Genomic DNA, 21,247 nt, shown 5'->3' on the forward strand with positions numbered 1-21,247 from the left:
CCTATCGTCATCATGACTTGAAGCTGTCTAGGCGTTGTTAGGTCTGATCTCATTTAATAACCGGTGATTTCATACCCAGATCGACGCTGAGCAGCCGTGAAGAAGCGACCGCGTCACCGGCATGGCACTCTGGTGTGGTGACTCCCGAGCTCGTCGACTCTCCGTTCCTGCGCGCGTGCCGCCGCCAGCCCGTCCCGCACACCCCCGTGTGGTTCATGCGGCAGGCGGGCCGCTCACTGCCCGAGTACCGCGCGGTGCGTGGCACGGTGCCCATGCTCACCGCGTGCGCGACCCCCGACCTGATCGTGGAGATCACCATGCAGCCCGTGCGCCGCTACGGCGTGGACGCGGCGATCTTCTTCAGCGACATCGTGGTGCCGCTCAGGGCCATCGGGATCGACCTCGACATCGTGCCCGGCGTCGGCCCCGTCGTCGCCGAGCCGATCAGGGACGCCGAAGGGATCGCCAGGCTCCGCCCGATCGAGCCCGGCGACGTCTCCTACGTGACCGAGGCCGTCCGCGCCCTGACCGCCGAGCTGGGCGCGACCCCCCTCATCGGCTTCGCGGGCGCGCCGTTCACCCTGGCCTCCTACCTCATCGAGGGCGGCCCCTCGAAGAACCACGACCACACCAAGGCCATGATGTACGGCAGGCCCGACCTGTGGCACGCCCTGATGGAGCGGCTGACCGGCATCACCGTCGGCTTCCTGCGCGTCCAGGCCGACGCCGGGGCCTCGGCCGTGCAGCTCTTCGACTCGTGGGTCGGCGCCGTCGCGCCCGACGACTACCGCGAGTTCGTCATGCCGTACACCACCCGCATCTTCGAGGGCCTCGCCGACCTCGGCATCCCGCGCATCCACTTCGGCGTCGGCACCGGCGAGCTGCTCGGCCTGCTCGGCGAGGCCGGGGCTGACGTGGTCGGCGTCGACTGGCGGGTCCCGCTCGACGAGGCCGCCAGGCGCGTCGGCCCCGGCAGGGCGCTGCAGGGCAACCTCGACCCGGCGACCCTGCTGGCCCCGTGGGAGGTCGTCGAACACAGGGCCGCCGACGTCCTGCGGCGCGGCGCCAAGGCGGAGGGGCACGTCTTCAACCTCGGCCACGGCGTGCTGCCCTCGACCGACCCCGACCAGCTCGCCCGCCTGACGGACTTCGTGCACGAGACCTCGGCCCGCTGACCCGTCAGGACTCCTCGGGCTCCTCCTGATCCGGTACGGCCTGCGCGGGCTTCCCTCTCCTGAGCAGGCGCCGCAGGAAGGCCCCGGCCAGCCAGAGCAGGACCAGCACGGCCAGCCAGGGCAGCAGCGCGCCCAGGACGACGAGGCCGGTCTCCACGGCCGAGACGAGGGCCCGCCAGCCGGAGCGAAGCCCACCGAGGAAGCCGGGGGAGTCCTCCTCGGGGTCCTCGACGGTGACCTCGGGACCGATCAGGTTCAGCGTCAGCGTCGCCATGCTCGTCTGCGAGGCGAGGGTCTTCTGCCGGGCCTGGAGCGACTCAAGGTCGGCCTCGCGGGAGGAGACCTCCCGCTCGACGTCCAACACCTCGCCGATCGTCTTGGCCTTCTTCAGCAGCGCGCGCAGCGAGTCGAGCGCGGCCCGCTGCGACCGGAGACGGCTCTCCACGTCGGCGACCTGCTCGGTGACGTCCTCGGTGTTCTGCTGCAGCGACTCGCGCCTGCCCAGCTCCCCGCCGAGGCGCTGCAGAACCCCCGGATAGGCCGTGGGCGGCACCTTGAAGGTCAGGCTGGTCGAGGCGCGGTCGCCGGAGCTGGTGTCCGACTTCTCCGTCGCCAGGTGGCCGCCCGCCGCGGTGACGATCCGCCGCGCCGTGTCGGCCGCGGTGACGACGTCCTTGGCGCGGACGGTCAGCTCGGCCGTGTAGATGATCGCCTGGTCCTGCGCGACCAGCTTCACCTGCTCCTTGCCTGCCTGGTCCTTCGGAGCCGCCTCGGGCTTCCGCTGCGAGTACTCGGCGGCCAGCGGCGCGGCGGCCCGCTCCGCGGAGCCGCCCATGTCCGGGACCCCCTGGGAGCCCGATCCGGCACAGGACGACAGGGACAACGCGATGGCCGCGACGCACACGCCGTACGCGAGTTTTCTCATGCCCCTGAAGACGGTCCCCACGGCGGCGTGGTTTTGCCCGCGGGATCACGATGGCGTCACGTTCCTCGTACGGCCAGGTGCGCAGGGCAGGACACGCGGGCGGCCATGGAGGGCGGTACGGTCAGGAGTCATGGAAGGCAACCGGTGCCATGTGGTGGTCGTCGGCGGGGGGATCGCGGGTCTGGCGGCCGCGTGGTACCTCAGGCAGGGCGGTGAGGGCGTCCGGGTGACCGTGCTCGACGGCGCCCGGCGGATCGGCGGCAAGCTGTTCGCCTCGGAGGTCGCGGGCGTCCAGGTGGACGCCGGGGCGGAGGCCATGCTCGCGCGGCGCCCCGAGGGGAAGGCGCTGGCCGAGGCCGTCGGTCTCGGCGGAGAGCTGCGCGACCCCGGGACGACCAGGGCGTCCATCCTCAGCAGGGGCGCGCTGCGCGCGATGCCCGCCGGGCAGGTCATGGGCGTCCCCTCCGACCTCGCGGCGCTGGCCAGGTCGGGCGTGCTGAGCCCCGTGGGGCTCGCCCGCGTCCCGATGGACCGGATTCTGCCCGCCACCCTCGTCACGACCGACGTCTCCGTCGCCGCCTACGTCCGGGCCAGGATGGGCGAGGAGGTGGTCGAGCGGCTGGTCGAGCCGATGCTCGGCGGCGTCTACGCGGGCCGGGCGGAACGCCTGTCCCTTGAGGCCACGATGCCCGCGGTCGCCGCGGCGGCCAGGTCGGAACGCTCCCTGCTCACCGCCGCCCGCGAGATCGCCACCGCTCCCAAGCAGAAGGGGCCGATCTTCACCACGCTGCGCGGCGGCATGGGAAGCCTGCCCGCGGCCGTCGCCGAGGCCTCCGGCGCGGAGATCAGGACCGGGGTCACGGTCAGGGAGCTGCGCCGTACCGAGGGCGGCTGGCGCCTGGTCACGGGACCGGTGCCCGAGCCGGAGGTGATCGAGGCGGACGCGGTGATCGTCGCGGTGCCCGCCCCCGCGGCGAGCCGTCTGCTCGCGGCCGAGGTGCCAGGGGCCGCGGCCGAGCTGTCCAGGATCGAGTACGCCAGCATGGCCGTTGTCACGCTCGCCTACTCCAGGGACGCCTTCCCCGAGCCGCCGACCGGCAGTGGCTACCTGGTCCCGCCCGTCGAGCGGCGCGCCGTCAAGGCCGCCACGTTCAGCTCGGTCAAGTGGCCGCACCTGGCCGAGGCCGACCCCGGCCTGGTCGTGCTGCGCTGCTCCATCGGCCGTCTCGGCGAGGAGGCGCTGCTGCAGCGCGACGACGCCGAGCTGGTCGCCCTGGCGGTGAAGGAGATGGCCGAGGTCGCCGGGGCGCGCGGGCTGCCCCGTGACTCACGGGTGACCCGCTGGGGCGGCTCCCTGCCGCAGTACGACGTCGGCCACCTCGACCGCGTCGCCCGCGTCCGCGCGGCCGTCGCCCCGCATCCCGGCCTTGCCGTGTGTGGCGCGGCCTACGACGGCCTGGGCGTTCCCGCCTGTGTCGCGACGGCCCGTACGGCGGCGGCCCGGATTCTGGACCACCTGGATCCGGCGGGACAATGGCACAGGAAAGCTGATTCACTGACGAAGGGGTGAGGACGACGGACGGGAACCCGCGGCCGAAGGCACGCGACCTGAACCAGGTGATCCGCTACACCATGTGGTCGGTCTTCCGGCTGCGCGATCGCTGCCCGGCCAACCGCGAGGGCATGGCCGACGAGGTCGAGGACCTCCTCGCCCAGGTGGCGGAGAAGGACGTGGTCACCCGGGGCCTGTACGACGTGGCCGGGTTCCGCGCGGACGCCGACTTCATGTTCTGGTGGCACGCGCCGACCGCCGACGACCTGCAGGAGACCTACTCCAGGTTCCGCCGCACCGAGCTGGGACGGCTGGCCGAGCCTGTCTGGTCGGTCATGGCGCTGCACCGGCCCGCCGAGTTCAACAAGTCGCACATCCCGGCCTTCCTCGCCGAGGAGGAGCCGCGCGGATACGTCTGCGTCTACCCGTTCGTCCGCTCCCTGGAGTGGTACCTCCTGGAGGACGCCGAGCGCCGGGCGATGCTGGCCGAGCACGGCAGGATGGCCCGTGACTACCCCGACGTCAGGGCCAACACCGTGGCCTGCTTCGCGCTGAACGACTACGAGTGGATGCTCGCCTTCGAGGCCGACGAGCTGCACCGCATCGTCGATCTCATGCGGACCCTGCGGGGGGCGAAGGCCAGGCTGCACACCCGTGAGGAGATCCCCTTCTACACGGGCGTCCGCAAGCAGCCCGGAGAGCTGATCGCCGCACTGCCGTGAGGCCCAGGACCAGAACACCGAGAAAACGGGAGGGAGACCGGTGGTCACCGGCGAACGGGGCGGGAACCGCCGCAGGAGGAGCCGGTCCCGCCTCTCGCGGATCATCGGGCCCCTGATCGGGACGGCCGCCCTGGTCGCGGCACTGCTGGTGCTCGGCGGCTCGCTGCTGCGGCCGGGGACGCCCACCCAGCAGCAGGAGATGGCGCAGGCGATCGTGACCGTCCTCCCTTCCGTCCCACCGGCCAAGCCGCAGGCGGACAAACCTCGCAAGGCGAAGAAGGGGGAGGAGTCCAAGGCCGGGGGGCTGTCCAAGCACACCGACAAGCAGGCGCTGGCCTACTTCGTCGCGCACAAGGCGACCAAGCGGCTGAAGGACATCCGTGTCGTCGGTGGTTACCTGCGCATCTACACGGACCTGCCCGAGTCGGCGACCAACTCCAAGCAGGCCCTCAAGCTCTGCGAGACGGGCCGTGACTATCTCGTCGGGGAGGTCGGGGACCCCAACCCCGTGGTCTTCGTCCAGGCGAGGTTCGGTGAGAACGGCAACCCCGTCCTGGCGAACATCCTTGGCCCCAAGGACCACGACTGCCGTCTCACCTACCCCGAGACGAGGTGACGAGGCCGTCCTCGAACCGGGGCGGCCCCTGTGCCTGGACCGTCCCCGGGTGAGGGAGAGGCGGGGCGGTGTGGCCGGTCATCTCACCCGGACCCTGGTCTTGCCACAGATCCTGCAGCGCTGGGTGACCACCCGGCCAATGGTCTCGACGATCTCCCACCTGTGCCGGAGGTGCACGGCTGCTCCCTGGGCAAGAACACGTTGCGGAGATGACCACGTACTTTGAGTTATGAGGCTGTGCCGTACCGGACGTCCTCGCTCTCCCAAGGGGGATCGCGCCGCGAGGCGCCGGGGCCGGGCACGCGAGGTGCCCGGTGGGGGGAACGCGGCCGGTTACTCGGCCGGTTCGAGCCGCAGGGACACGGAGTTGATGCAGTAACGGTCGTCGGTCGGGGTGCCGTAGCCCTCGCCGTGGAAGACGTGACCGAGGTGGGAGTCACAGGCCGCGCACCGGACCTCGACCCGGGCCATGCCCAGCGAGCGGTCCTCGATCAGGGTCACCGCGTCGGACTGCGACGGCTCGTAGAAGCTCGGCCAGCCGCAGTGGCTGTCGAACTTGGTGTCCGAGCGGAACAGCTCGGCCCCGCAGGCCCGGCAGCTGTAGACGCCCTCGGTCTTGGTGTCGACGTACTCGCCGGTAAAGGGGCGTTCCGTGCCCGCCTGGCGGAGCACGTGGAACTCCTCGGGAGAGAGCTGGACACGCCACTCGGCGTCGCTCTTGACCACCTTTTCCATATCTCAAGCCTATGCGCTCCCGGCGGTGTTCCCGAGCGGTTCCCGCCGCACACCCCGGGAGGAAAAATCTTGTGGGCGAAGCATCCATTTATGCCCTATTTGGCGTCTTTAAGGGTGTGGGGGGTATTTCACCTTCCTGTTGAAGGGTGAGACCGTCCGCCCGGTCGTCCAGGGATCAACGGGACGGCCGAGAACGCCGCCGGCCGGGTGACGCGCCAGCGCTCGGACCGGAGAGCGGGTGGATGGTCACGTGGTCCGTCCCGTCGAGTACGCGGTCCCGCCGCCGCGGCGGCTCCGGGACGGACCCACCCCACGCGATTCGCGCGGCGGAAGCGGGCCCCGGAGGGTTCCCGGAGGGTACGGTCGGACGTATGCCGTCGCCGTACATCGAACTCACTGTCGGAGACAGGGTGATCAAGGTCACCAATCCCGACAAGGTCTACTTTCCCGCCATCGGGGGGACCAAGCGAGAGCTCGTCGAGTACTACGTGAGCGTGGGCGAGGGTGCCCTGCGCGCCCTGTACGACCGCCCGACCCACCTCAGGCGCTACCCGGACGGGATCGAGGGGGAGGAGATCTACCAGAAGCGGATGCCCGTCAAGCGGCCCGACTGGCTGCGCACGGCCACGGTCCGCTTCCCCAGCGGGCGCACCGCCGACGCGCTGTGCGTGACCGAGATCGCCTCCCTCGCCTACTGCGCCAACCTCGGCACCATCGACTTCCACCCCTGGCCCGTGCGCTCCGGCGACCCCGAGCACCCCGACGAACTGCGCATCGACGTCGATCCGCAGCCGGGGACGGGCTTCGAGGAGGCGCGGCAGGTGGCCTTCACGGTCCGCGAGGTCCTCCAGGAGCTCGGCGTCACCGGCTTCGTCAAGACCTCGGGTGGCCGGGGCATCCACGTGCTCGTGCGCATCGAGCCGCGCTGGGACTTCATCCAGGTGCGCCACGCGGGCATCGCCTTCGCCCGCGAGGTCGAACGCCGGGTGCCGCACCTGGCCACCACCGCCTGGTGGAAGGAGGAGCGGGGCGAGCGGATCTTCATCGACTACAACCAGAACGCCCGCGACCGGACCCTGGCCGCCGCCTACTCGGTGCGGGCCAAGGAGAACGCCCCGGTCTCGACCCCGCTCACCTGGGAGGAGCTCGTCGACGCCGACCCGCGCGACTTCGACATTCGTACGGTCCCGGCCCGCTTCGCCAAGCTGGGCGACGTGAACGCCGCGATCGACGACCGGGCGTTCTCGATCGAACCGCTGCTCGAATGGTACGAGCGCGACGGCGCCCAGGACCTGCCCTATCCCCCCAACTACCCCAAGATGCCCGGTGAGCCCAAGCGCGTGCAGCCCAGCAAGGCACGCGAGGACTAACGGGCCAGGATGTCGTCCAGGTCGTAGGAGACGGGCTGTTCGAGCTGCTCGAACGTGCACGACTCCGGGGTGCGGTCGGGTCGCCAGCGGCGGAAGTGGGCGGTGTGCCGGAAGCGCGTGCCCTCCATGTGGTCGTAGGCGACCTCGATCACCAGCTCGGGCCGCAGCGGCACGAACGACAGGTCCTTGGTCGCGCTCCACTTGGAGATCGCCCCCGGCAGGGACTCGGCGCTCCACGGGTGGCCGTCCTGGCTCACGTACGGCGCCAGCTCATCGACCAGCTCCGCCCTGCGCTTCATCGGGAACGACGCCGCGACGCCGACGTGCTTGAGGGCGCCCTCGGCGTCGTAGAGGCCGAGCAGCAGCGACCCGACCACCGGCCCCGACTTGTGCTCGCGGTAGCCCGCGATCACCGCGTCGGCCGTGCGCTCGTGCCTGACCTTGAACATCACCCTCTTGTCCGGCTGGTACGGCAGGCCGCCTGGCTTGGCCACGATGCCGTCGAGCCCGGCGCCCTCGAACGTCTCGAACCACTCGGCCGCCCGCTCCTGCGAGGTGGTCACCGGCGTCAGCCGTACGCTCCGGCCAGCGTTGCCGAAGATCGACTCAAGGCGCGCCCTGCGCTCGGCGAAGGGGGCCTCGACCAGGGACTCGTCGCCCAGAGCGAGCAGGTCGAAGGCGATGAACGAGGCGGGCGTCTCCTCGGCCAGCAGCTTCACCCGGGAGGCGGCCGGGTGGATGCGCTGCTGCAGGGCCTCGAAGTCAAGCGTCTGGCCGCTCCTGATGACGATCTCCCCGTCCACGACCACCCGCTCGGGCAGCTCGGCCCGCACCGCCTCGACCAGCTCGGGGAAGTAACGCGTGAACGGCCGCTCGTTGCGGCTGCCGAGATAGACCTCGTCGCCGTCGCGGAAGACGATGCAGCGGTAGCCGTCCCACTTCGGCTCGTAGAGCATGGCGCCGTCCTGCGGCGGCAGGGACTTGACGGCCTTGGCCAGCATCGGCGCTACCGGGGGCCGCAGCGGCAGGTTCATGTCACTCCTCGTCGTCCGTTCGTGGGGCTCGCCTGACCTTTCTACCGGAGAGGACGGACATACCTGGTGAACAGGAATCCGTCCTCCTCCAGGACGTGGGCCAGGTCCAGCCGGACGGACGCGGGGGGACCGTTGAGGATGCGCGCCGCGGCGCCCCCGGTCAGCAGCGGGCTCACCGTCAGGCACAGCTCGTCGACCAGGTCGGCTTCGGCGAGCTGGGCGTTGACCTTGGGGCCGCCCTCGCACAGCACCCGTCCCAGCCCGCGTGAGGCCAGCTCCGCCAGCGCCGCGGCCAGGTCGATCCGGTCGCCCCCGGCCACGATCACCTCGGCGACCCCGGCCATCTCCTCCCGCCGTTCGGCGGGCGCGGCCTCACAGGTGACGACGATCGTCCTGGCGTACGGCTCGGCCTCGGTGAACAGCGCGCTCTTCGGGTCCAGGTCGAGCAGCCGGGTGAGCACGGCGACCGGGGGCGCCGGGGGACGGCCCTCACGCAGGGGGCGCCACGACTCCCTGGGCCTGGCGGGGCCGTACCCCTCGGCCCTGACCGTCGTCGCCCCGGCCAGGACGACGTCGGCCTGCCCGCGCAGCACCCCGAAGATCCGCTTGTCGCCGCGCCCCGACAGCCCCCCGGACAGCCCGTCGAGCCAGGCGGCCCCGTCGGCGCTGGCCACCATGTTGAGCCGGACACACCGCTGACGCGGATAGGCGTAGAGCCGGGCGAGATCGACCTCGTCGGAGGCCACCGGATGGATAAGGCGCATCCCCCCAGCCTTCCACAGGCCATCCCATAAGCGCGTTCGGTAACGGATTCGACACTTCCGGTGAAAACGGGGCGAGTGACGTTACATGATGCGGCGAAAGAGACCGGGAGGCAGTGTGGGGCTGGCCGCGATCGTGACGTGGTTGATCACCGCGATGCTCGGGATCCGCCTGCTGCGGTTGTGGCTCTCCCACGGCGGGCCACGGCGCCAGGCGGCGAAGGTCACCCGCTTCCCCGCCGTGCTGCTCTTCGCCCACCCGGCCCTGGCCCTGACGGCCCTGGGCTGCTGGGGCGCCTACCTGACCACCTCGCACCGGATCCTGGCCTGGCTGGCGTTCGGGGCCCTGGCGCTGACGGCCCTGCTCGGCTTCACCATGTCCACCCGCTGGCTCGGCGGCGGTCGCCACGCCCGAGGCGCCGACCAGCCCCTACCCCTCCTCACCGCCCTCCTCCACCTGACAGGCGGCCTGACCACCTTCGTCCTCCTCCTGCTCACCAGGGTCTAGGGACGGGGACAGCGCAGGATTCTGATCGAGCGGGAGGTCACGGGGACGTGGGCGTCGGGGGGCCAGGTCGTGGCGTCGTTCTCCTCGGCGGTGTTCAGCACCGGCTGCCAGTGCGCGCCGTACCTCCCGTCAGGGATCGTGAAGGCCAGGTCCTCGTGGTGGCCGTTGATCAAGAGGAGGAACGAGTCGTCCACGATCGTCTCGCCGCGTGGGCCCGGTTCGGTGATGGCCGAGCCGTTCAGGAAGACGGTCAGCGACTTGGCGTAGCCGGTGTGCCAGTCGGCGGCCGACATCTCCTCGCCCGAGGGGGTGAACCACACGATGTCGCGGGTGCCGTCCTCGGCTCTGCGGCCGTGGAAGAAGCGGCGCCGCCGGAAGACGGGGTGCTCGCGCCGCAGCTCCGACAGGCTCCTGACGAAGTCGAGCAGCTCCTTGTCGGTCCCGGCCGGGGACCAGTCGATCCAGGAGATCTCGTTGTCCTGGCAGTAGGCGTTGTTGTTGCCGCCCTGGGTCCTGCCGAACTCGTCACCGGCCAGCAGCATCGGCACGCCCTGGGAGACGAACAGCGTGGTCAGGAGGTTGCGGCGCTGGCGGTGGCGCAGGGCGGTGATCTCCGGGTCGTCGGTCGGCCCCTCCGCGCCGCAGTTCCACGAGCGGTTGTCGTCGGTGCCGTCGCGGTTCTCCTCGCCGTTGGCCTCGTTGTGCTTGCGGTCGTAGGAGACCAGGTCGGTGAGGGGGAAACCGTCGTGACAGGTGACGAAGTTGATGGAGGCGACGGGACGGCGCCCCGAGGTGGCGTACAGGTCGGCCGAGCCGGTCAGCCGCGAGGCCAGCTCGGGCAGCGCCGAGCCGTTGCCGCGCCAGAAGTCACGGACGCTGTCGCGGTACTTGCCGTTCCACTCGGTCCACAGCGGCGGGAAGTTGCCGACCTGGTAGCCGCCGGGGCCCACGTCCCACGGTTCGGCGATCAGCTTCGCCTGGGAGATGACCGGGTCCTGCTGGATCAGGTCGAAGAAGGCGCTCAGCCGGTCCACGTCGTGCAGCTCACGGGCCAGGGCCGAGGCCAGGTCGAACCGGAAGCCGTCCACGTGCATCTCCAGGACCCAGTAGCGCAGCGAGTCCATGATGAGCTGCAGCGCGTGCGGGGAGCGGACGTTGAGGGAGTTGCCGCAGCCGGTGTAGTCGAGGTAGTAGCGCCGGTCCCCGTCGTGCAGCCGGTAGTAGGCCGCGTTGTCGATGCCGCGGAAACCCAGCGTCGGCCCCATGTGGTCGCCCTCGGCCGTGTGGTTGTAGACCACGTCGAGGATGACCTCGATCCCGGCGTCGTGCAGCGCCCGCACCATCGCCTTGAACTCCTGCACCTGCTGCCCGCGCTGCCCCGAGCTTGAGTAGTCGGCGTGCGGGGCCAGGTAGGCGATCGTGTTGTAACCCCAGTAGTTCGTCAGTCCCCTGGCGACCATCGCGTGCTCGGGCACGAACTGGTGCACCGGCATCAGCTCGACCGCCGTGACGCCCAGGGTCAGCAGGTGGTCGATGACCGCCGGGTGCGCCAGCCCCGCGTAGGTGCCGCGCTGCTCCGGCGGCACCGCGGGGTGGCGCATGGTGAGCCCCCGCACGTGCGCCTCATAGATCACGGTCTGGTGGTACGGCGTGCGGGGCGGACGGTCGTTTCCCCAGTCGAAGAACGGGTTGACCACCACGTTCTTCGGCATGAAGGGGGCGCTGTCGTCGTCGTTCCTGCTGGCCGGGTCGGTGAACGGATAGGAGAACAGCGACTCGTTCCACCTCAGCTCGCCCTCGACCGCCTTGGCGTAGGGGTCGAGCAGCAGCTTCGCGGGGTTGCAGCGATGGCCGCGCGAGGGGTCGTAGGGGCCGTGCACGCGGTAGCCGTACCGCTGGCCGGGGGTGACACCGGGGAAGTAGCCGTGCCAGACGAAACCCTCGACCTCGGGCAGATCGACGCGCTCCTCACGGCCGTGGTCGTCGAAGAGGCACAGCTCGACGCGCTCGGCGATCTCGGAGAACAGCGAGAAGCCGGTTCCCGCGCCGTCCCACGTGCCGCCCAGGGGGTACGGCTCTCCCGGCCAGATCTCGCGCATGCGGCCCTCAATCTTCCTCAGCTAGGCCCTCGTGTCGCTCTCCTCGCCCTGGTTCCGGGAAACACGGAGGGGAGGCGGCGGGGAGCTCACGAGTAACGGTCTCGGCCGGACGGAGGCCGCTGACGGAGGACGGCCCGCCCGGATGAGTGGGGGTCGCCTGAGTGTACGTGCCGGAAGTCACCGGGTGGAACGCCTGGACACAAGGCTTTAACCTGCGCTTTTGCCGCATCACGCGGGTCTCCCGGCCGCGCCGTCACGACGGGCACGGCCGGAAGACACAGGCCGATCAGCTGACCAGTTCGGCGTTCAGGCTGATCGTGGTGCCGGAAAGGGCCTTGCTCACCGGGCAGTTGGCCTTGGCGGTCTCGGCGGCCTTCTGGAAGTCCTCCGCCGACAGGCCGGGGACCTGACCGCGGACGGAGATGACGATCCCCGTGATGCCCTCGCCCGGCTGGAAGGTCACCTCGGCCCTGGTCTCCAGGGACTGCGGCGGGGTGCCCGCCTGGGCCAGGCCGTGGGACAGGGCCATCGAGAAGCAGGAGGAGTGCGCCGCCGCGATGAGCTCCTCGGGCGAGGTCTTGCCGTTGGCCTGCTCGGCCCTTGAGGGCCAGGACACGTCGAACGTGCCCACCTTGGACGAGTCCAGCGAGACGGTGCCCGATCCTTCGAGGAGCGAGCCCTGCCACTGGGTCGTCGCGGTACGTGTCGTCGCCATGGCGATGTCCTTTCGATCACGATGCGTTAACCAGGAACGACCCTACTCGCCGAGATCACGAGGCTCGTCCCCGGAGCCGCCCGTCGCCCCCGTCCCGGGGCGTTCCGGTCACCTGGCGTTACCTTCTCTGTGGAATCTGTAATCGAACCCTTGGTGGTGGACGTAAGAGACATGACACCGGGTTGGGGAGGGGCGAGGGTGCCGGAGGAGGACGAGGAGAAGTGGTTCGAGGAGATGTTCCGCGCCTTCTACGAGCCCGTCTGGGCCTACGCCGCCCGCCGGGTCGGCCTCACCGGGGCCGACGACGTCGCCTCGTGCACCTTCCAGACCGCCTGGCGCACGAGGAACAGGATCCCCAGGGACGACGACCGCGCCGTCGTCGCCTGGCTGTACCGCGTCGCCTGGGGGCACGTGCGCAACGCCACCCGCGGCGAGGGACGCAGGCAGCGCCTCATGGCACTGCTGAGACAACTGCCACCGGAGCTTTCCGGTGACGGGACACACGACGAGGAAGAGGTCAGGACCGCGATGGAGACGGCCATGGCGCGCCTGCGCCCCAAGGACGGGGAGATACTCCGCCTGCACTACTGGGAGGACCTCGCGATCGAGGAGATCGGCGGGGTCCTCGGCCTGACGCCGAACGCGGTCAGGGTACGGCTGTGCCGGGCCCGCACGCGGCTGGCCGACATGCTGCGCGGCATGTGCCTGTGGTGCGAGGAGGCGGGCCGGTGAGGGCGCGGGGACGCGACAGGTTCCGCGAGTTCATGGTCCGCCGCAACCCGGTGCCCCCGCACGAGGCGCGGCGGCTGATGGGCGACGGGCAGGAGGAGGTCCTGCGGCGGATCATGAGCGAGGGCGCCCCCCGGCGGTCACGGGGCAGGGGCTCGGCCCTGGCGGTCGCCCTGCTCGCGGCGGCCGTCGCGGTGGCGGTCCTGCCGAGGATCGCCCCGAAGGGGCAGACGGGAGACCAGAGCGCCCCGGCCGCGCCGCGCACCGGGCCGCCCATCACCGAGGACCTCGCGCGGATCGTTCACCTGTCCGCGAGCGAGCCGCTGCGTGACCCGCCCCGCCCGATGTCGTCCTTCCCCGGCGCCGCGGCCGGGCTGCTCGGCCTGGCGCGGCTCTCCGGCTCCCTTCCCGACCGGGACGAGGGGGCCTGGAGCTACGTCGAGACCGAGGAGTGGCTGCTGGCGACCAGCGTCACCCGGGACGGCACGACCTCGCGGATGGTCCCGTGGGTCGTCAGCCGCTGGACGCCGGAGAACGGGCAGGGCACCTACCTCAGGACCCGCAGGCCGGGCAGGCCGTTCGGGGACGCCGGCTGGGCGGGCATCGCCCCCACGGCCGGTCAGGTGACACCCACCGGGGGTGGCGAGACCAGCAGTGAGACCGGCGACGTGGCCGACCTCGGCCCGAGGGCGGCCACGCTGTCGCGCTCCCGGGAGGAGCTGCGCGACCAGTTGCTCGACGGTGAGCCGCAGGCGGGCATGACGCGCACCCACCGCCTGGTCAGGGCTGTGGAGGACCTGCACTCCCACGACGTGGTCGGGCCGGGCCTGCGCGCCGCGCTGTGGCGGACCCTCGCCGCCCAGGACGACCTGCGGGCCATCGGGCGGATCAGGGACCGCAACGGCAGGCCGGGACAGGCCTTCGGGTTCGAGGACGGGCCGCTGCTCGGGGTGTTCGTCGTCAGCACGGTGACCGGGCGCCTCCTCGCGACCGAGCTGATCAGGCTCGGGGACGCGGGGGAGCCCCACCCGGCCGTCGAGGAGTACCGGACCTACCTCACCGCCCGGTGGGTCACGGAACCCGGCCGGACCTCATGACCGGCGGCGGCGCCGTACGGTGGACTCCCGCCCAAGCCGTACGGCGCCGCCGCCCCTTCACAGCGAGGGGCACGCGCGCAGACTGGGGTGGGCGTTCACCCAGCGCTGGTCGGCCACGCCCCGCAGGTTGCCGGACCTCGCCCCACCGGGGAAACAGGTCCCCCCGTCGTCCCTGCTCCGTTTGACGAGGAAGACGAAGGGGCGGTCGTTCCTGAGCGACATGAACAGGCCGGTCCCGCTGAGCCTTCGCGGCCCCGGCACCTTGATCGCCTGCCGTGACCCCTCGAACGCCCTGCGGTCGTAGAGGCAGACCGCGTTTCCCGGGACGCCGTCCTCGTCGCAGTCGTCCTCGGCGCCGCGCCGCGCCGGACCGCACGAGGGCGGCCTGAAGGTGATCACCTCGGCGCCGCCGTCGTAGGAGAGCGTGTCCGGCGGCGTGAAACGCCCCCTTGGCGCCCTGGCGAGCTGCTCGGCGACCGCCCGCGCGACGTCGGCCTGACACGGCGTGAGACGTTCCACCGCGGGCGGAACCGGTGCGGTCGGCGGGCCCGTGAGCAGGCAGGACAGCGCACCGCACACCGTCCCCAGGGCTATCTGGCTGGTCGTCATGTTCGATCCTTCGGTGGGGGTTGAACCGGCCGTCTTCCGAGGGCGGAGGACGGGCCGAAAAGGCGCGCCCACCGGGGAGGGGCCGCTTCTCGCCCTCGCGGATCAATGAATATCCGCCCGCCGCCCGTAATGAACCCCGCCGCGACGGACGTTTACCACCGGAGAGCATTTCTTTGTCAGGACGGAGCGCTTCGGATGAGGACCCCCGCATCGACCCGCACCGGCCACCGCGATCCGCTGCCACGGGACGGCAGCCGTGACTGCGGGGTGCTGGAACGGGTGATCCACCGGCGTTGGACGGGGACACCGCGCAGGGAGCTGGTGGCCGCGGTCGACGAGCTGGCGAGCATGCCGGTCCACCTGGCGACCAGGCTGGCCGAGGACCTCGACGGCATCTGGCTCGGTGCCGACCTGCTGCCCGAGCCGCCGGAGCCCGACGACTCCTGCGACGCGCGGGTCGCGGCGGAGTCGGCGGGCATCCACATGGGGCGCACGATCATCGTCACGGGCGGGGCGCACTCGTCGGGCTCGCTGGTCCACCACATGATCGGCCACGTCCTGTGCCAGCTGGACGAGACGGACGAGACCCCCGAGTGGCGGCGGATCATGCGGTTCTGCCGCCCCCTGCTGGTCCTCGACCGCTACCGCGACTGCCCGGCCGAGTGGTGGGCGGAGAGCTACGCCCTGTGCGCCGCCAACCGGCTCGACCGGCTGACCAGGCTGCTCGCCGACGACGTCCAGAGCGCGGCGGCCGTCGCGGCCTACCACCAGCGCCGCCAGGGCTGGGTCAGATGACCGCCCTGCCGACGATCCCCTCCAGATCGAGCCTGGAGGGCAGCGTGCCGAAGGCGCGACCCCCCTCACCGGCCAGCCGGGAGGCGCAGAAGGCGTCGGCGACGGCCGGGGGCGCGTGCCGTACGAGAAGGGAGCCCTGCAGGACCAGCGCCATGTCCTCGGCGACCCTGCGGGCACTCGTCTCGTCCGGTCGCGAGCCGAGCAGGGCGCGCAGCCGTACGATCGCCGCGTCCAGGTGCCCGTCGGCGCCGGAGGCGAGTTCGACCTCGGCGAAGTAGGCCTCGATCGCACCGGGTTCCTTCAGCGTCACTCTCAGCACGTCCAGCGCCGCGACGTTTCCCGAGCCCTCCCAGATGCCGTTGAGGGGTGACTCGCGCAGCAGTCTGGGCATCTGGGAGTCCTCGACGTAGCCGTTGCCGCCCAGGCACTCCATCGCCTCGGCCGCGTGGGCGGGGGCGCGTTTGCACACCCAGTACTTCGCGACGGCCAGTGCGGTACGGCGCAGCGCGGCCTCGGCCGGGTTCCCGGCGACGGCCCGGTCGGTGGCCCCGGCGAGCCGGGTCATCAGGGTGGTCGCGGCCTCGGACTCCAGGACGAGGTCGGCCAGGACGTTGCGCATCAGCGGCTGGTCGGCCAGCCTCCTGCCGAAGGCGCTGCGGTGCCCGGCGTGGTGGACGGCCCTGACCGCCCCGTGTCTCATCCCGGCGGCCGAACCGATCACGCAGTCGAGGCGGGTCATGTTCACCATCTCCAGGATGGTCCGCACGCCCCGCCCCTCCTCGCCGACCGGCCAGGCGAGCGCCCCGTCGTACTCCACCTCGGCGCTGGCGTTCGACCGGTTGCCCAGCTTGTCCTTCAGCCGCATCAGGCGCATGGCGTTGCGGGTCCCGTCGGGCAGGACGCGGGGCAGCAGGAAGCAGGTCAGGCCCCCCGGCGCCTGGGCGAGCACCAGGAACACGTCGCACATCGGCGCCGAGTTGAACCACTTGTGGCCGGTCAGCGCGTAACCGCCGTCGGCCAGGGGCTCGGCCCTCGTGGTGCCCGCCCGGACGTCGGAGCCGCCCTGCTTCTCGGTCATCGCCATCCCGGCGAGCACCCCGCGCTTGCCCAGCGGCGGGCGCAGCCCGAAGTCGTAGCTCCGTGAGGTCAGCAGCGGCTCCCACGCGGCGGCGAGCGCGGGGGCGTGGCGCAGCGCCGCGACCGAGGCGTAGGTCATCGAGACCGGGCAGCCGTGCCCCGCCTCGACCTGGCTCCAGAGGTAGAACTTGGCGGCGCGGGCCACGTGCGCGCCGGGCGCCGCGCTCGCCCAGGGGGCGGCGTGCAGGCCCTCACCCACCGCCGCGGCCATCAGCTCGTGCCAGGAGGGATGGAACTCGACCTCGTCGATCCGGTGACCCCCGGCGTCGTGGGTACGCAGGACCGGCGGATGCTCGTTGGCCAGCCGTCCCCACTCGATGGCCCGCTCCGAGCCCGCGAGCGTGCCCAGCGCGCGCAGCTCACCGATCGCCCAGCCCGCCCCCTCGCGCTCGACCCCGGCCGTCAGGGCGGCGTCGGCGGACACGTCGTGCCCGGTGAGCGGCGGAACCTGGTTGAAGACGTCGTGGGTCATCCGCATCCTCCGTGGCGGGTCAGGCTCCCTTGACCAGGTCGCGCAGGTAGTCGTCGTCCTCGTCGCTCTCGGCGAGGACCCGCTCCGTCCCCCGCGCAGCCCTGGGGTCGCCGCGCAGCAGCAGGCCGTGCGTCGCCTCGGCCACCGTGCTCAGGTCCTCGTCGTCGAGCCGCGCGGCCAGCGCGTCGCGGATCGGCTCAGCGTCCTCGGCGAGCCCGGCCAGGCCCATGGTCGCCCACTCGCGCACCTCCGCGTCGGGGTCCTCGCTCATCGAGATCAGCAGCGCGAGCCCCTCGACGTGGCCGGGCGGCAGCACCGCGGCCAGCGCGGCCGGATCGGCCTGGGTGCGGGTCCAGCCGGGGGAGGTGACGATCTCCAGCACCTCGGGCAGGGCGCGGGAGTCGGCGTGGTGGCCGAGCGCGCCGAGCACCGAGCGCAGCACCCGCTCGTCGCCCTCGGTCGCGGCCATCCGCCGCAGGATCGGCAGCGTCCTGTCGAGGAAGGGCCGCTCCTCTTCGGTGAAGCCGAACTCGGCGAGCACGTCGACGCCGAACTCCCGCCTGCGCGGGTCCTCACTGACGCACAGCCGCGCCACCGCCTCGAACGTCTCCTCGTCCCCCCGCCTGCTCAGCGCGCTCGCGATCGCCCACCAGGTCTCCGCCTCCTCGTCGACGTCCCGGTACGGCAGCGCCCGCTCGACGAGCGTCTCGACGCCGGGCAGCTGGTCGGTCGCCTCCTCAAGGAGGGTCGCCACGGCCGCGTGACCGCGCTGGCAGCGCAGCTCGGCCAGCCGTTCCCCGTCCTGGTTCACGGCGGCGACGGTCACCAGGTCGGTGCCGTCGGAGGCGCGGCTGCGGCCCACGACGAACTGGGAGTCCTCGGGGACCTGCTCGGTGAGCTGTTCGAGCAGCGCGCTCTCCAGCTGGGTGCCCAGCCAGTCGTAGGCGATGGCCAGCGGGGTGTCGCCCTCGCCGTCCGGCCTGTCGGCCTGGGCCCCGCGATCGAGGAGCACCCGGACCGCGCCGAGCGCCCCGCGCCTGGCGGCCAGGGTGAGCGCGGTCTCGCCGCTGTCGTTGGCCTCCTCGGGGTCGGCCCCGGCGTCGAGCAGCACCGTGAGGGCCTCGTCCCGGCCGTTCGAGGCGGCCCAGAGCAGCGCGGTCCAGCCGCCCTCCTCCTTGGCCGTGGGGTCGGCTCCGGCGCCGAGCAGGGCGCGTACGGTCTCCACGTGGCCCAGGGCGGCGGCCGCGCCCAGGGGCAGCCCCTCCTCCTCGCCGCCGCTGATCCTGCCCGGGTCGGCCCCGTGTGCCAGCAACGCCTCGACGACCGCCGTCCTGCCGCCCGCCGCGGCGGCGTACAGCGCCGTGCTGTGCCCGGCCGTCTCGGGGTCGGGGCCGGTACCGTCCCGGAGCAGGCGCTCGACGAGCTCGGCGTCGCCGCGGGTGGCCGCATCAAGAAGTTCTTGGTACATGAGGGGACCCTAGCCTGTTCCCGTCGGCTCCCGGGGTGGCCATGTCCTCCTCAGGGAGGAGCCATTTTCCGGAAAACTCGCGATATGTTGTGAGTTATGAACGATCCCGGTGCGATGCGAATCTCGGACGCCGAGCGGGAGGCAACCGTCGAGCGGCTGCGTGTCGCCTCCGTCGAGGGGCGTCTGACGCTCGGGGAGCTGACCGAGCGCACCGAGGCGGCCTACACCGCCGTCACCCAGGCCGAGCTTGCCGTCATCACCTCGGACCTGCCCGGGGTTGGACAGGCCGCCCCGGCCCCCGTCCCCGCTCCCTCCTACGGGTCGCAGGCGCCGAGTCCTGGCGGGGTGCGGAAGTGGTTCGTCGCGGTGATGAGCGAGTCGAAGCGCCGGGGCAAGTGGCGCATCGACCAGGGGCTCAGCGCGGTCGCCGTGATGGGCGGGGTCGTGCTCGACCTGCGCGAGGCCGAGGTCCGCACCAACGTGGTGGACATCGTCGCCACCGTGGTCATGGGCGAGGTGAAGATCATCGTGCCGGACGGCGTGGACGTCGAGCTGGACGGCATCGCGATCATGGGGGAGAAGAAGGTCAAGGTCGGCGAGGCACCGCCCAGCCCGAACGCGCCGCTGATCCGGATCAAGGCGTACGTGCTCATGGGCGAGGTCAAGGTGATCGGCGACTCCAGGACCAAACCCCTGAAGAAGCAGTGGGCCGCCTGGCGGGAGCAGTGGCGGGAGATGCGCGGGGAACTCCCCGGGGAACCGCGCGGCCCCCAGCCCTGGCAGTACGGCTCACCGCACCGCGACGACCGGCGCTAGCCGTACGGCCGTGCAACGTCCCGGGGGGTCCTGACGGTAGTGGTCGGTGACATCACCGACCAGTGAGGACCTCGGATGCGAGACCGGGCCGACTTCGAAGGCTATGTCGCGCAGCGCTCAGACCGTCTGCTGCGCACCGCCTACCTGCTCTGCCGTGACTGGGGGGCAGGCGGAGGCCCTGACTGCGCCCCCGCCCCCGAGAACGCCCCCCGGCCTTCGCCGGGCGTCACCATCACCCCTGTCTATCCCACCGCCGGGGCGCCGTCAGGCGGTGGCTGAGCGCTCCAGCCCGCTCAGGGCCTGCTCGTAACGTTCGATTAACACGGTGGCCAGCTCGGGGGCGGCGCCGAGGACGTCCGCGACGATCTCGGCGCCCACGGCCAGCGTGTCACGGCGGATCTTGTCGGCGAAGTAGCCGGGAGCCAGCAGGTAGGGGGCCACGACCACGCGCGGGGCCCCCGCCGTGAGCAGCCTCTCCACCTCCTGCCGCGGCGTCGGTTCGGCGGCCGAGGCGTAGGCGGCGGTCACCGACCACCAGCCACGGCGCCGTCCCCACTGGGCGGCCACCCCGGCGACCGTCGCGTTGGCCCTGCGGTCACTCGACCCGGCCGAGACCAGCACGACCGCGGTTGCGGGGTCTCCGGCCTCGACCCCCGCCTCGGTCAGACGGCGCTCAAGGGCGGTGACCAGCAGCGGGTGCGGGCCGAGCGTCGCGCCCCTGTGTACCCGCAGCCTGGGGTTGCGGGCCGTGGCCTCGGCCAGCGCGCCGGGAATGTCCACCCGGCTGTGGTATGCCTCGGTGAGCAGCAGCGGCAGCACCGCGGCCTCGCTCAGTCCCGACAGCGCCATGGCGAGCGTCGGCGGGGCGTGGTCGAGGTAGGCGGTGCGCACCGGGATCTCGGGGCGGGCACGCCGTACGACGTCGAGAAGGTCCTCGACCGTCGCGGCGGCGCGCGGGTCGCGGGACCCGTGCGCCACCGCGATCAGCGGTGGCACCGACGTCACGCCACGCGGGCGCCACGTCGTGGTTGTCATAGATGCAGCCCGCATTCCGTCTTTCCCATCCCCGCCCAGCGGCCGCTGCGCGGGTCCTCGCCGGGCGCCACCTGACGGGTGCAGGGCGCGCAGCCGATCGAGGGGTAGTTGTCGTAGTGCAGCGGGTTGATCAGCACGCCGTTGTCGGCCATGTAGTTGTCGACGTCCTCCTGCGTCCAGCGGGCGATCGGGTTGATCTTCACCATCTGGCGCTTGGCGTCCCACTCGACGGCCTTGACCCCGGCGCGGGTGCTCGCCTCGTCGCGGCGGATGCCGGAGATCCAGGCGAGGTACGGCTCAAGCGCGCGGTTGAGCGGCTCGACCTTGCGCAGGTAGCAGCACAGGTCGGGGTTGCGCCCGAACAGCCGCGGCCCGAGGTCGCGCTCCTGCTCGGCCACCGTCCGCGACGGCTTGACGTCGATCACGTTCACGTCGTAGACCTGCCGCACCGCGTCACGGGTGCCGATCGTCTCGGCGAAGTGGTAGCCGGTGTCGATGAACAGCACGTCGATCCCGGGCTTGACCCGGCTCACCAGGTCGATCAGCAGCGCGTCACTCATGGAGGAGGTGAGGCACAGCCGGTCGCCGAACGTGGCCGCCGCCCACCGGATGATCTCCAGCGCGGAGGCGTCCTCAAGGAAGCGGGCCGCCGACTCCACGATGTCCTGGAGGTCCAGCGTGCCGCTCTGCTGCCGTAATCCGACTTCGATGTCCACCAGGCTCATGACCGCACTCCGATTCCAAGAAACTTCAGCTTGAAGGCGCGGGCGCACGAGCGGCAGTACCAGCCGCCGTCGCCCTCGTAGGGTTCGAGGTCCTCTTCGCCGCAGTAGGGGCAGTGAAAGGGGACAGCCCGCTCACTCATCTCCGCCCCTTA

22 protein-coding genes are annotated in these 21,247 nt (G+C 71.7%); 11 read left to right on the forward strand and 11 right to left on the reverse strand.

Annotation, left to right across the window (positions count from 1 at the left end):
- Positions 1-137: 137 nt before the first annotated feature.
- On the forward strand, positions 138-1,175 hold the full coding sequence (hemE, locus tag FHS44_RS17590) for a uroporphyrinogen decarboxylase (protein WP_184715921.1): 1,038 nt from the start codon (positions 138-140) through the stop codon (positions 1,173-1,175).
- A gap of 4 nt (positions 1,176-1,179) precedes the next feature.
- Here hemE and FHS44_RS17595 read toward each other — a convergent pair whose 3' ends face one another.
- Complete coding sequence (locus FHS44_RS17595; RefSeq protein WP_184715923.1) at positions 1,180-2,100, reverse strand: DUF4349 domain-containing protein; 921 nt, start codon at positions 2,098-2,100, stop codon at positions 1,180-1,182.
- Between the two features lie 130 nt (positions 2,101-2,230).
- Here FHS44_RS17595 and hemG point away from each other — a divergent pair, with 130 nt between their 5' ends.
- The 3 genes from hemG (at position 2,231) to FHS44_RS17610 (ending at position 4,990) form a co-directional block, all read left to right on the forward strand.
- Complete coding sequence (gene hemG, locus FHS44_RS17600) at positions 2,231-3,670, forward strand: protoporphyrinogen oxidase (protein ID WP_184715925.1); 1,440 nt, start codon at positions 2,231-2,233, stop codon at positions 3,668-3,670.
- Between the two features lie 62 nt (positions 3,671-3,732).
- Positions 3,733-4,374, forward strand: a complete 642-nt coding sequence (gene hemQ, locus FHS44_RS17605; protein ID WP_184716615.1) for a hydrogen peroxide-dependent heme synthase — start codon at positions 3,733-3,735, stop codon at positions 4,372-4,374.
- Positions 4,375-4,414: 40 nt separating this feature from the next.
- Entirely contained in the window at positions 4,415-4,990 is a 576-nt protein-coding gene (locus tag FHS44_RS17610) for a hypothetical protein (protein ID WP_184715927.1), read from the forward strand.
- A gap of 333 nt (positions 4,991-5,323) precedes the next feature.
- On the opposite strand, the gene msrB is transcribed toward FHS44_RS17610, so the two are convergent.
- Positions 5,324-5,725 carry a peptide-methionine (R)-S-oxide reductase MsrB gene (msrB, locus tag FHS44_RS17615; RefSeq protein ID WP_184715929.1) on the reverse strand — a complete coding sequence of 134 codons (402 nt, stop codon included), beginning with the start codon at positions 5,723-5,725 and terminating at the stop codon, positions 5,324-5,326.
- 371 nt (positions 5,726-6,096) lie between these two features.
- Between msrB and ligD the strand changes: the two genes are divergently transcribed.
- On the forward strand, positions 6,097-7,095 hold the full coding sequence (gene ligD / locus FHS44_RS17620; RefSeq protein WP_184715931.1) for a non-homologous end-joining DNA ligase: 999 nt from the start codon (positions 6,097-6,099) through the stop codon (positions 7,093-7,095).
- Here the strand turns inward: ligD and FHS44_RS17625 are convergent.
- Both FHS44_RS17625 and FHS44_RS17630 read right to left on the reverse strand, forming a co-directional pair.
- The gene (locus FHS44_RS17625) at positions 7,092-8,129 is read right to left on the reverse strand and encodes an ATP-dependent DNA ligase (RefSeq protein WP_184715933.1); all 1,038 of its coding nucleotides are present in this window, start codon (positions 8,127-8,129) and stop codon (positions 7,092-7,094) included. The genes ligD and FHS44_RS17625 overlap by 4 nt on opposite strands.
- Positions 8,130-8,170: 41 nt before the next feature.
- On the reverse strand, positions 8,171-8,893 hold the full coding sequence (locus tag FHS44_RS17630; protein WP_184715935.1) for a pyrimidine reductase family protein: 723 nt from the start codon (positions 8,891-8,893) through the stop codon (positions 8,171-8,173).
- Positions 8,894-8,978: 85 nt separating this feature from the next.
- Between FHS44_RS17630 and FHS44_RS17635 the strand changes: the two genes are divergently transcribed.
- Positions 8,979-9,398: a hypothetical protein gene (locus FHS44_RS17635; RefSeq protein ID WP_246435611.1), complete on the forward strand. Its 420-nt coding sequence runs from the start codon at positions 8,979-8,981 to the stop codon at positions 9,396-9,398.
- Here FHS44_RS17635 and glgX read toward each other — a convergent pair.
- Together glgX and FHS44_RS17645 are read right to left on the reverse strand one after the other, a co-directional pair.
- Entirely contained in the window at positions 9,395-11,497 is a 2,103-nt protein-coding gene (glgX, locus tag FHS44_RS17640; protein ID WP_184715938.1) for a glycogen debranching protein GlgX, read from the reverse strand. The two genes, FHS44_RS17635 and glgX, sit on opposite strands and share 4 nt — an antisense overlap.
- A gap of 286 nt (positions 11,498-11,783) precedes the next feature.
- Positions 11,784-12,212, reverse strand: a complete 429-nt coding sequence (locus FHS44_RS17645; RefSeq protein ID WP_184715940.1) for an OsmC family protein — start codon at positions 12,210-12,212, stop codon at positions 11,784-11,786.
- A 198-nt stretch (positions 12,213-12,410) separates the two neighbouring features.
- Between FHS44_RS17645 and FHS44_RS17650 the strand changes: the two genes are divergently transcribed.
- Entirely contained in the window at positions 12,411-12,944 is a 534-nt protein-coding gene (locus FHS44_RS17650; protein ID WP_184715941.1) for an RNA polymerase sigma factor, read from the forward strand.
- Positions 12,941-14,038: a hypothetical protein gene (locus tag FHS44_RS17655; protein WP_184715944.1), complete on the forward strand. Its 1,098-nt coding sequence runs from the start codon at positions 12,941-12,943 to the stop codon at positions 14,036-14,038. The genes FHS44_RS17650 and FHS44_RS17655 overlap by 4 nt, the downstream gene beginning before the upstream one ends.
- Before the next feature lie 57 nt (positions 14,039-14,095).
- Here FHS44_RS17655 and FHS44_RS17660 read toward each other — a convergent pair whose 3' ends face one another.
- On the reverse strand, positions 14,096-14,647 hold the full coding sequence (locus FHS44_RS17660) for a hypothetical protein (RefSeq protein ID WP_184715946.1): 552 nt from the start codon (positions 14,645-14,647) through the stop codon (positions 14,096-14,098).
- Positions 14,648-14,842: 195 nt separating this feature from the next.
- Between FHS44_RS17660 and FHS44_RS17665 the strand changes: the two genes are divergently transcribed.
- Positions 14,843-15,442: a hypothetical protein gene (locus FHS44_RS17665; protein WP_184715948.1), complete on the forward strand. Its 600-nt coding sequence runs from the start codon at positions 14,843-14,845 to the stop codon at positions 15,440-15,442.
- Here FHS44_RS17665 and FHS44_RS17670 read toward each other — a convergent pair.
- Positions 15,435-17,057 carry an isovaleryl-CoA dehydrogenase gene (locus tag FHS44_RS17670; RefSeq protein WP_221460927.1) on the reverse strand — a complete coding sequence of 541 codons (1,623 nt, stop codon included), beginning with the start codon at positions 17,055-17,057 and terminating at the stop codon, positions 15,435-15,437. The genes FHS44_RS17665 and FHS44_RS17670 overlap by 8 nt on opposite strands.
- Positions 17,058-17,070: 13 nt before the next feature.
- Positions 17,071-18,519: an ankyrin repeat domain-containing protein gene (locus FHS44_RS17675; protein ID WP_184715952.1), complete on the reverse strand. Its 1,449-nt coding sequence runs from the start codon at positions 18,517-18,519 to the stop codon at positions 17,071-17,073.
- Positions 18,520-18,615: 96 nt separating this feature from the next.
- On the opposite strand from FHS44_RS17675, the gene FHS44_RS17680 reads away from it, so the two are divergent.
- The gene (locus FHS44_RS17680) at positions 18,616-19,335 is read left to right on the forward strand and encodes a DUF1707 SHOCT-like domain-containing protein (RefSeq protein WP_184715954.1); all 720 of its coding nucleotides are present in this window, start codon (positions 18,616-18,618) and stop codon (positions 19,333-19,335) included.
- Positions 19,336-19,410: 75 nt separating this feature from the next.
- Positions 19,411-19,614 (forward strand): hypothetical protein, encoded by a 204-nt coding sequence (locus FHS44_RS17685; RefSeq protein ID WP_184715956.1) that lies wholly within the window; start codon positions 19,411-19,413, stop codon positions 19,612-19,614.
- On the opposite strand, the gene FHS44_RS17690 is transcribed toward FHS44_RS17685, so the two are convergent.
- Both FHS44_RS17690 and FHS44_RS17695 read right to left on the reverse strand, forming a co-directional pair.
- Positions 19,600-20,370 (reverse strand): sirohydrochlorin chelatase, encoded by a 771-nt coding sequence (locus FHS44_RS17690; protein WP_184715958.1) that lies wholly within the window; start codon positions 20,368-20,370, stop codon positions 19,600-19,602. The genes FHS44_RS17685 and FHS44_RS17690 overlap by 15 nt on opposite strands.
- Complete coding sequence (locus FHS44_RS17695; RefSeq protein ID WP_184715960.1) at positions 20,367-21,095, reverse strand: phosphoadenylyl-sulfate reductase; 729 nt, start codon at positions 21,093-21,095, stop codon at positions 20,367-20,369. Before FHS44_RS17695 ends, FHS44_RS17690 begins: the two co-directional genes overlap by 4 nt.
- Positions 21,096-21,247 lie beyond the last annotated feature (152 nt).

Source organism: Streptosporangium saharense (assembly GCF_014203715.1).
Taxonomy (GTDB): Bacteria; Actinomycetota; Actinomycetes; order Streptosporangiales; family Streptosporangiaceae; genus Streptosporangium; species Streptosporangium saharense.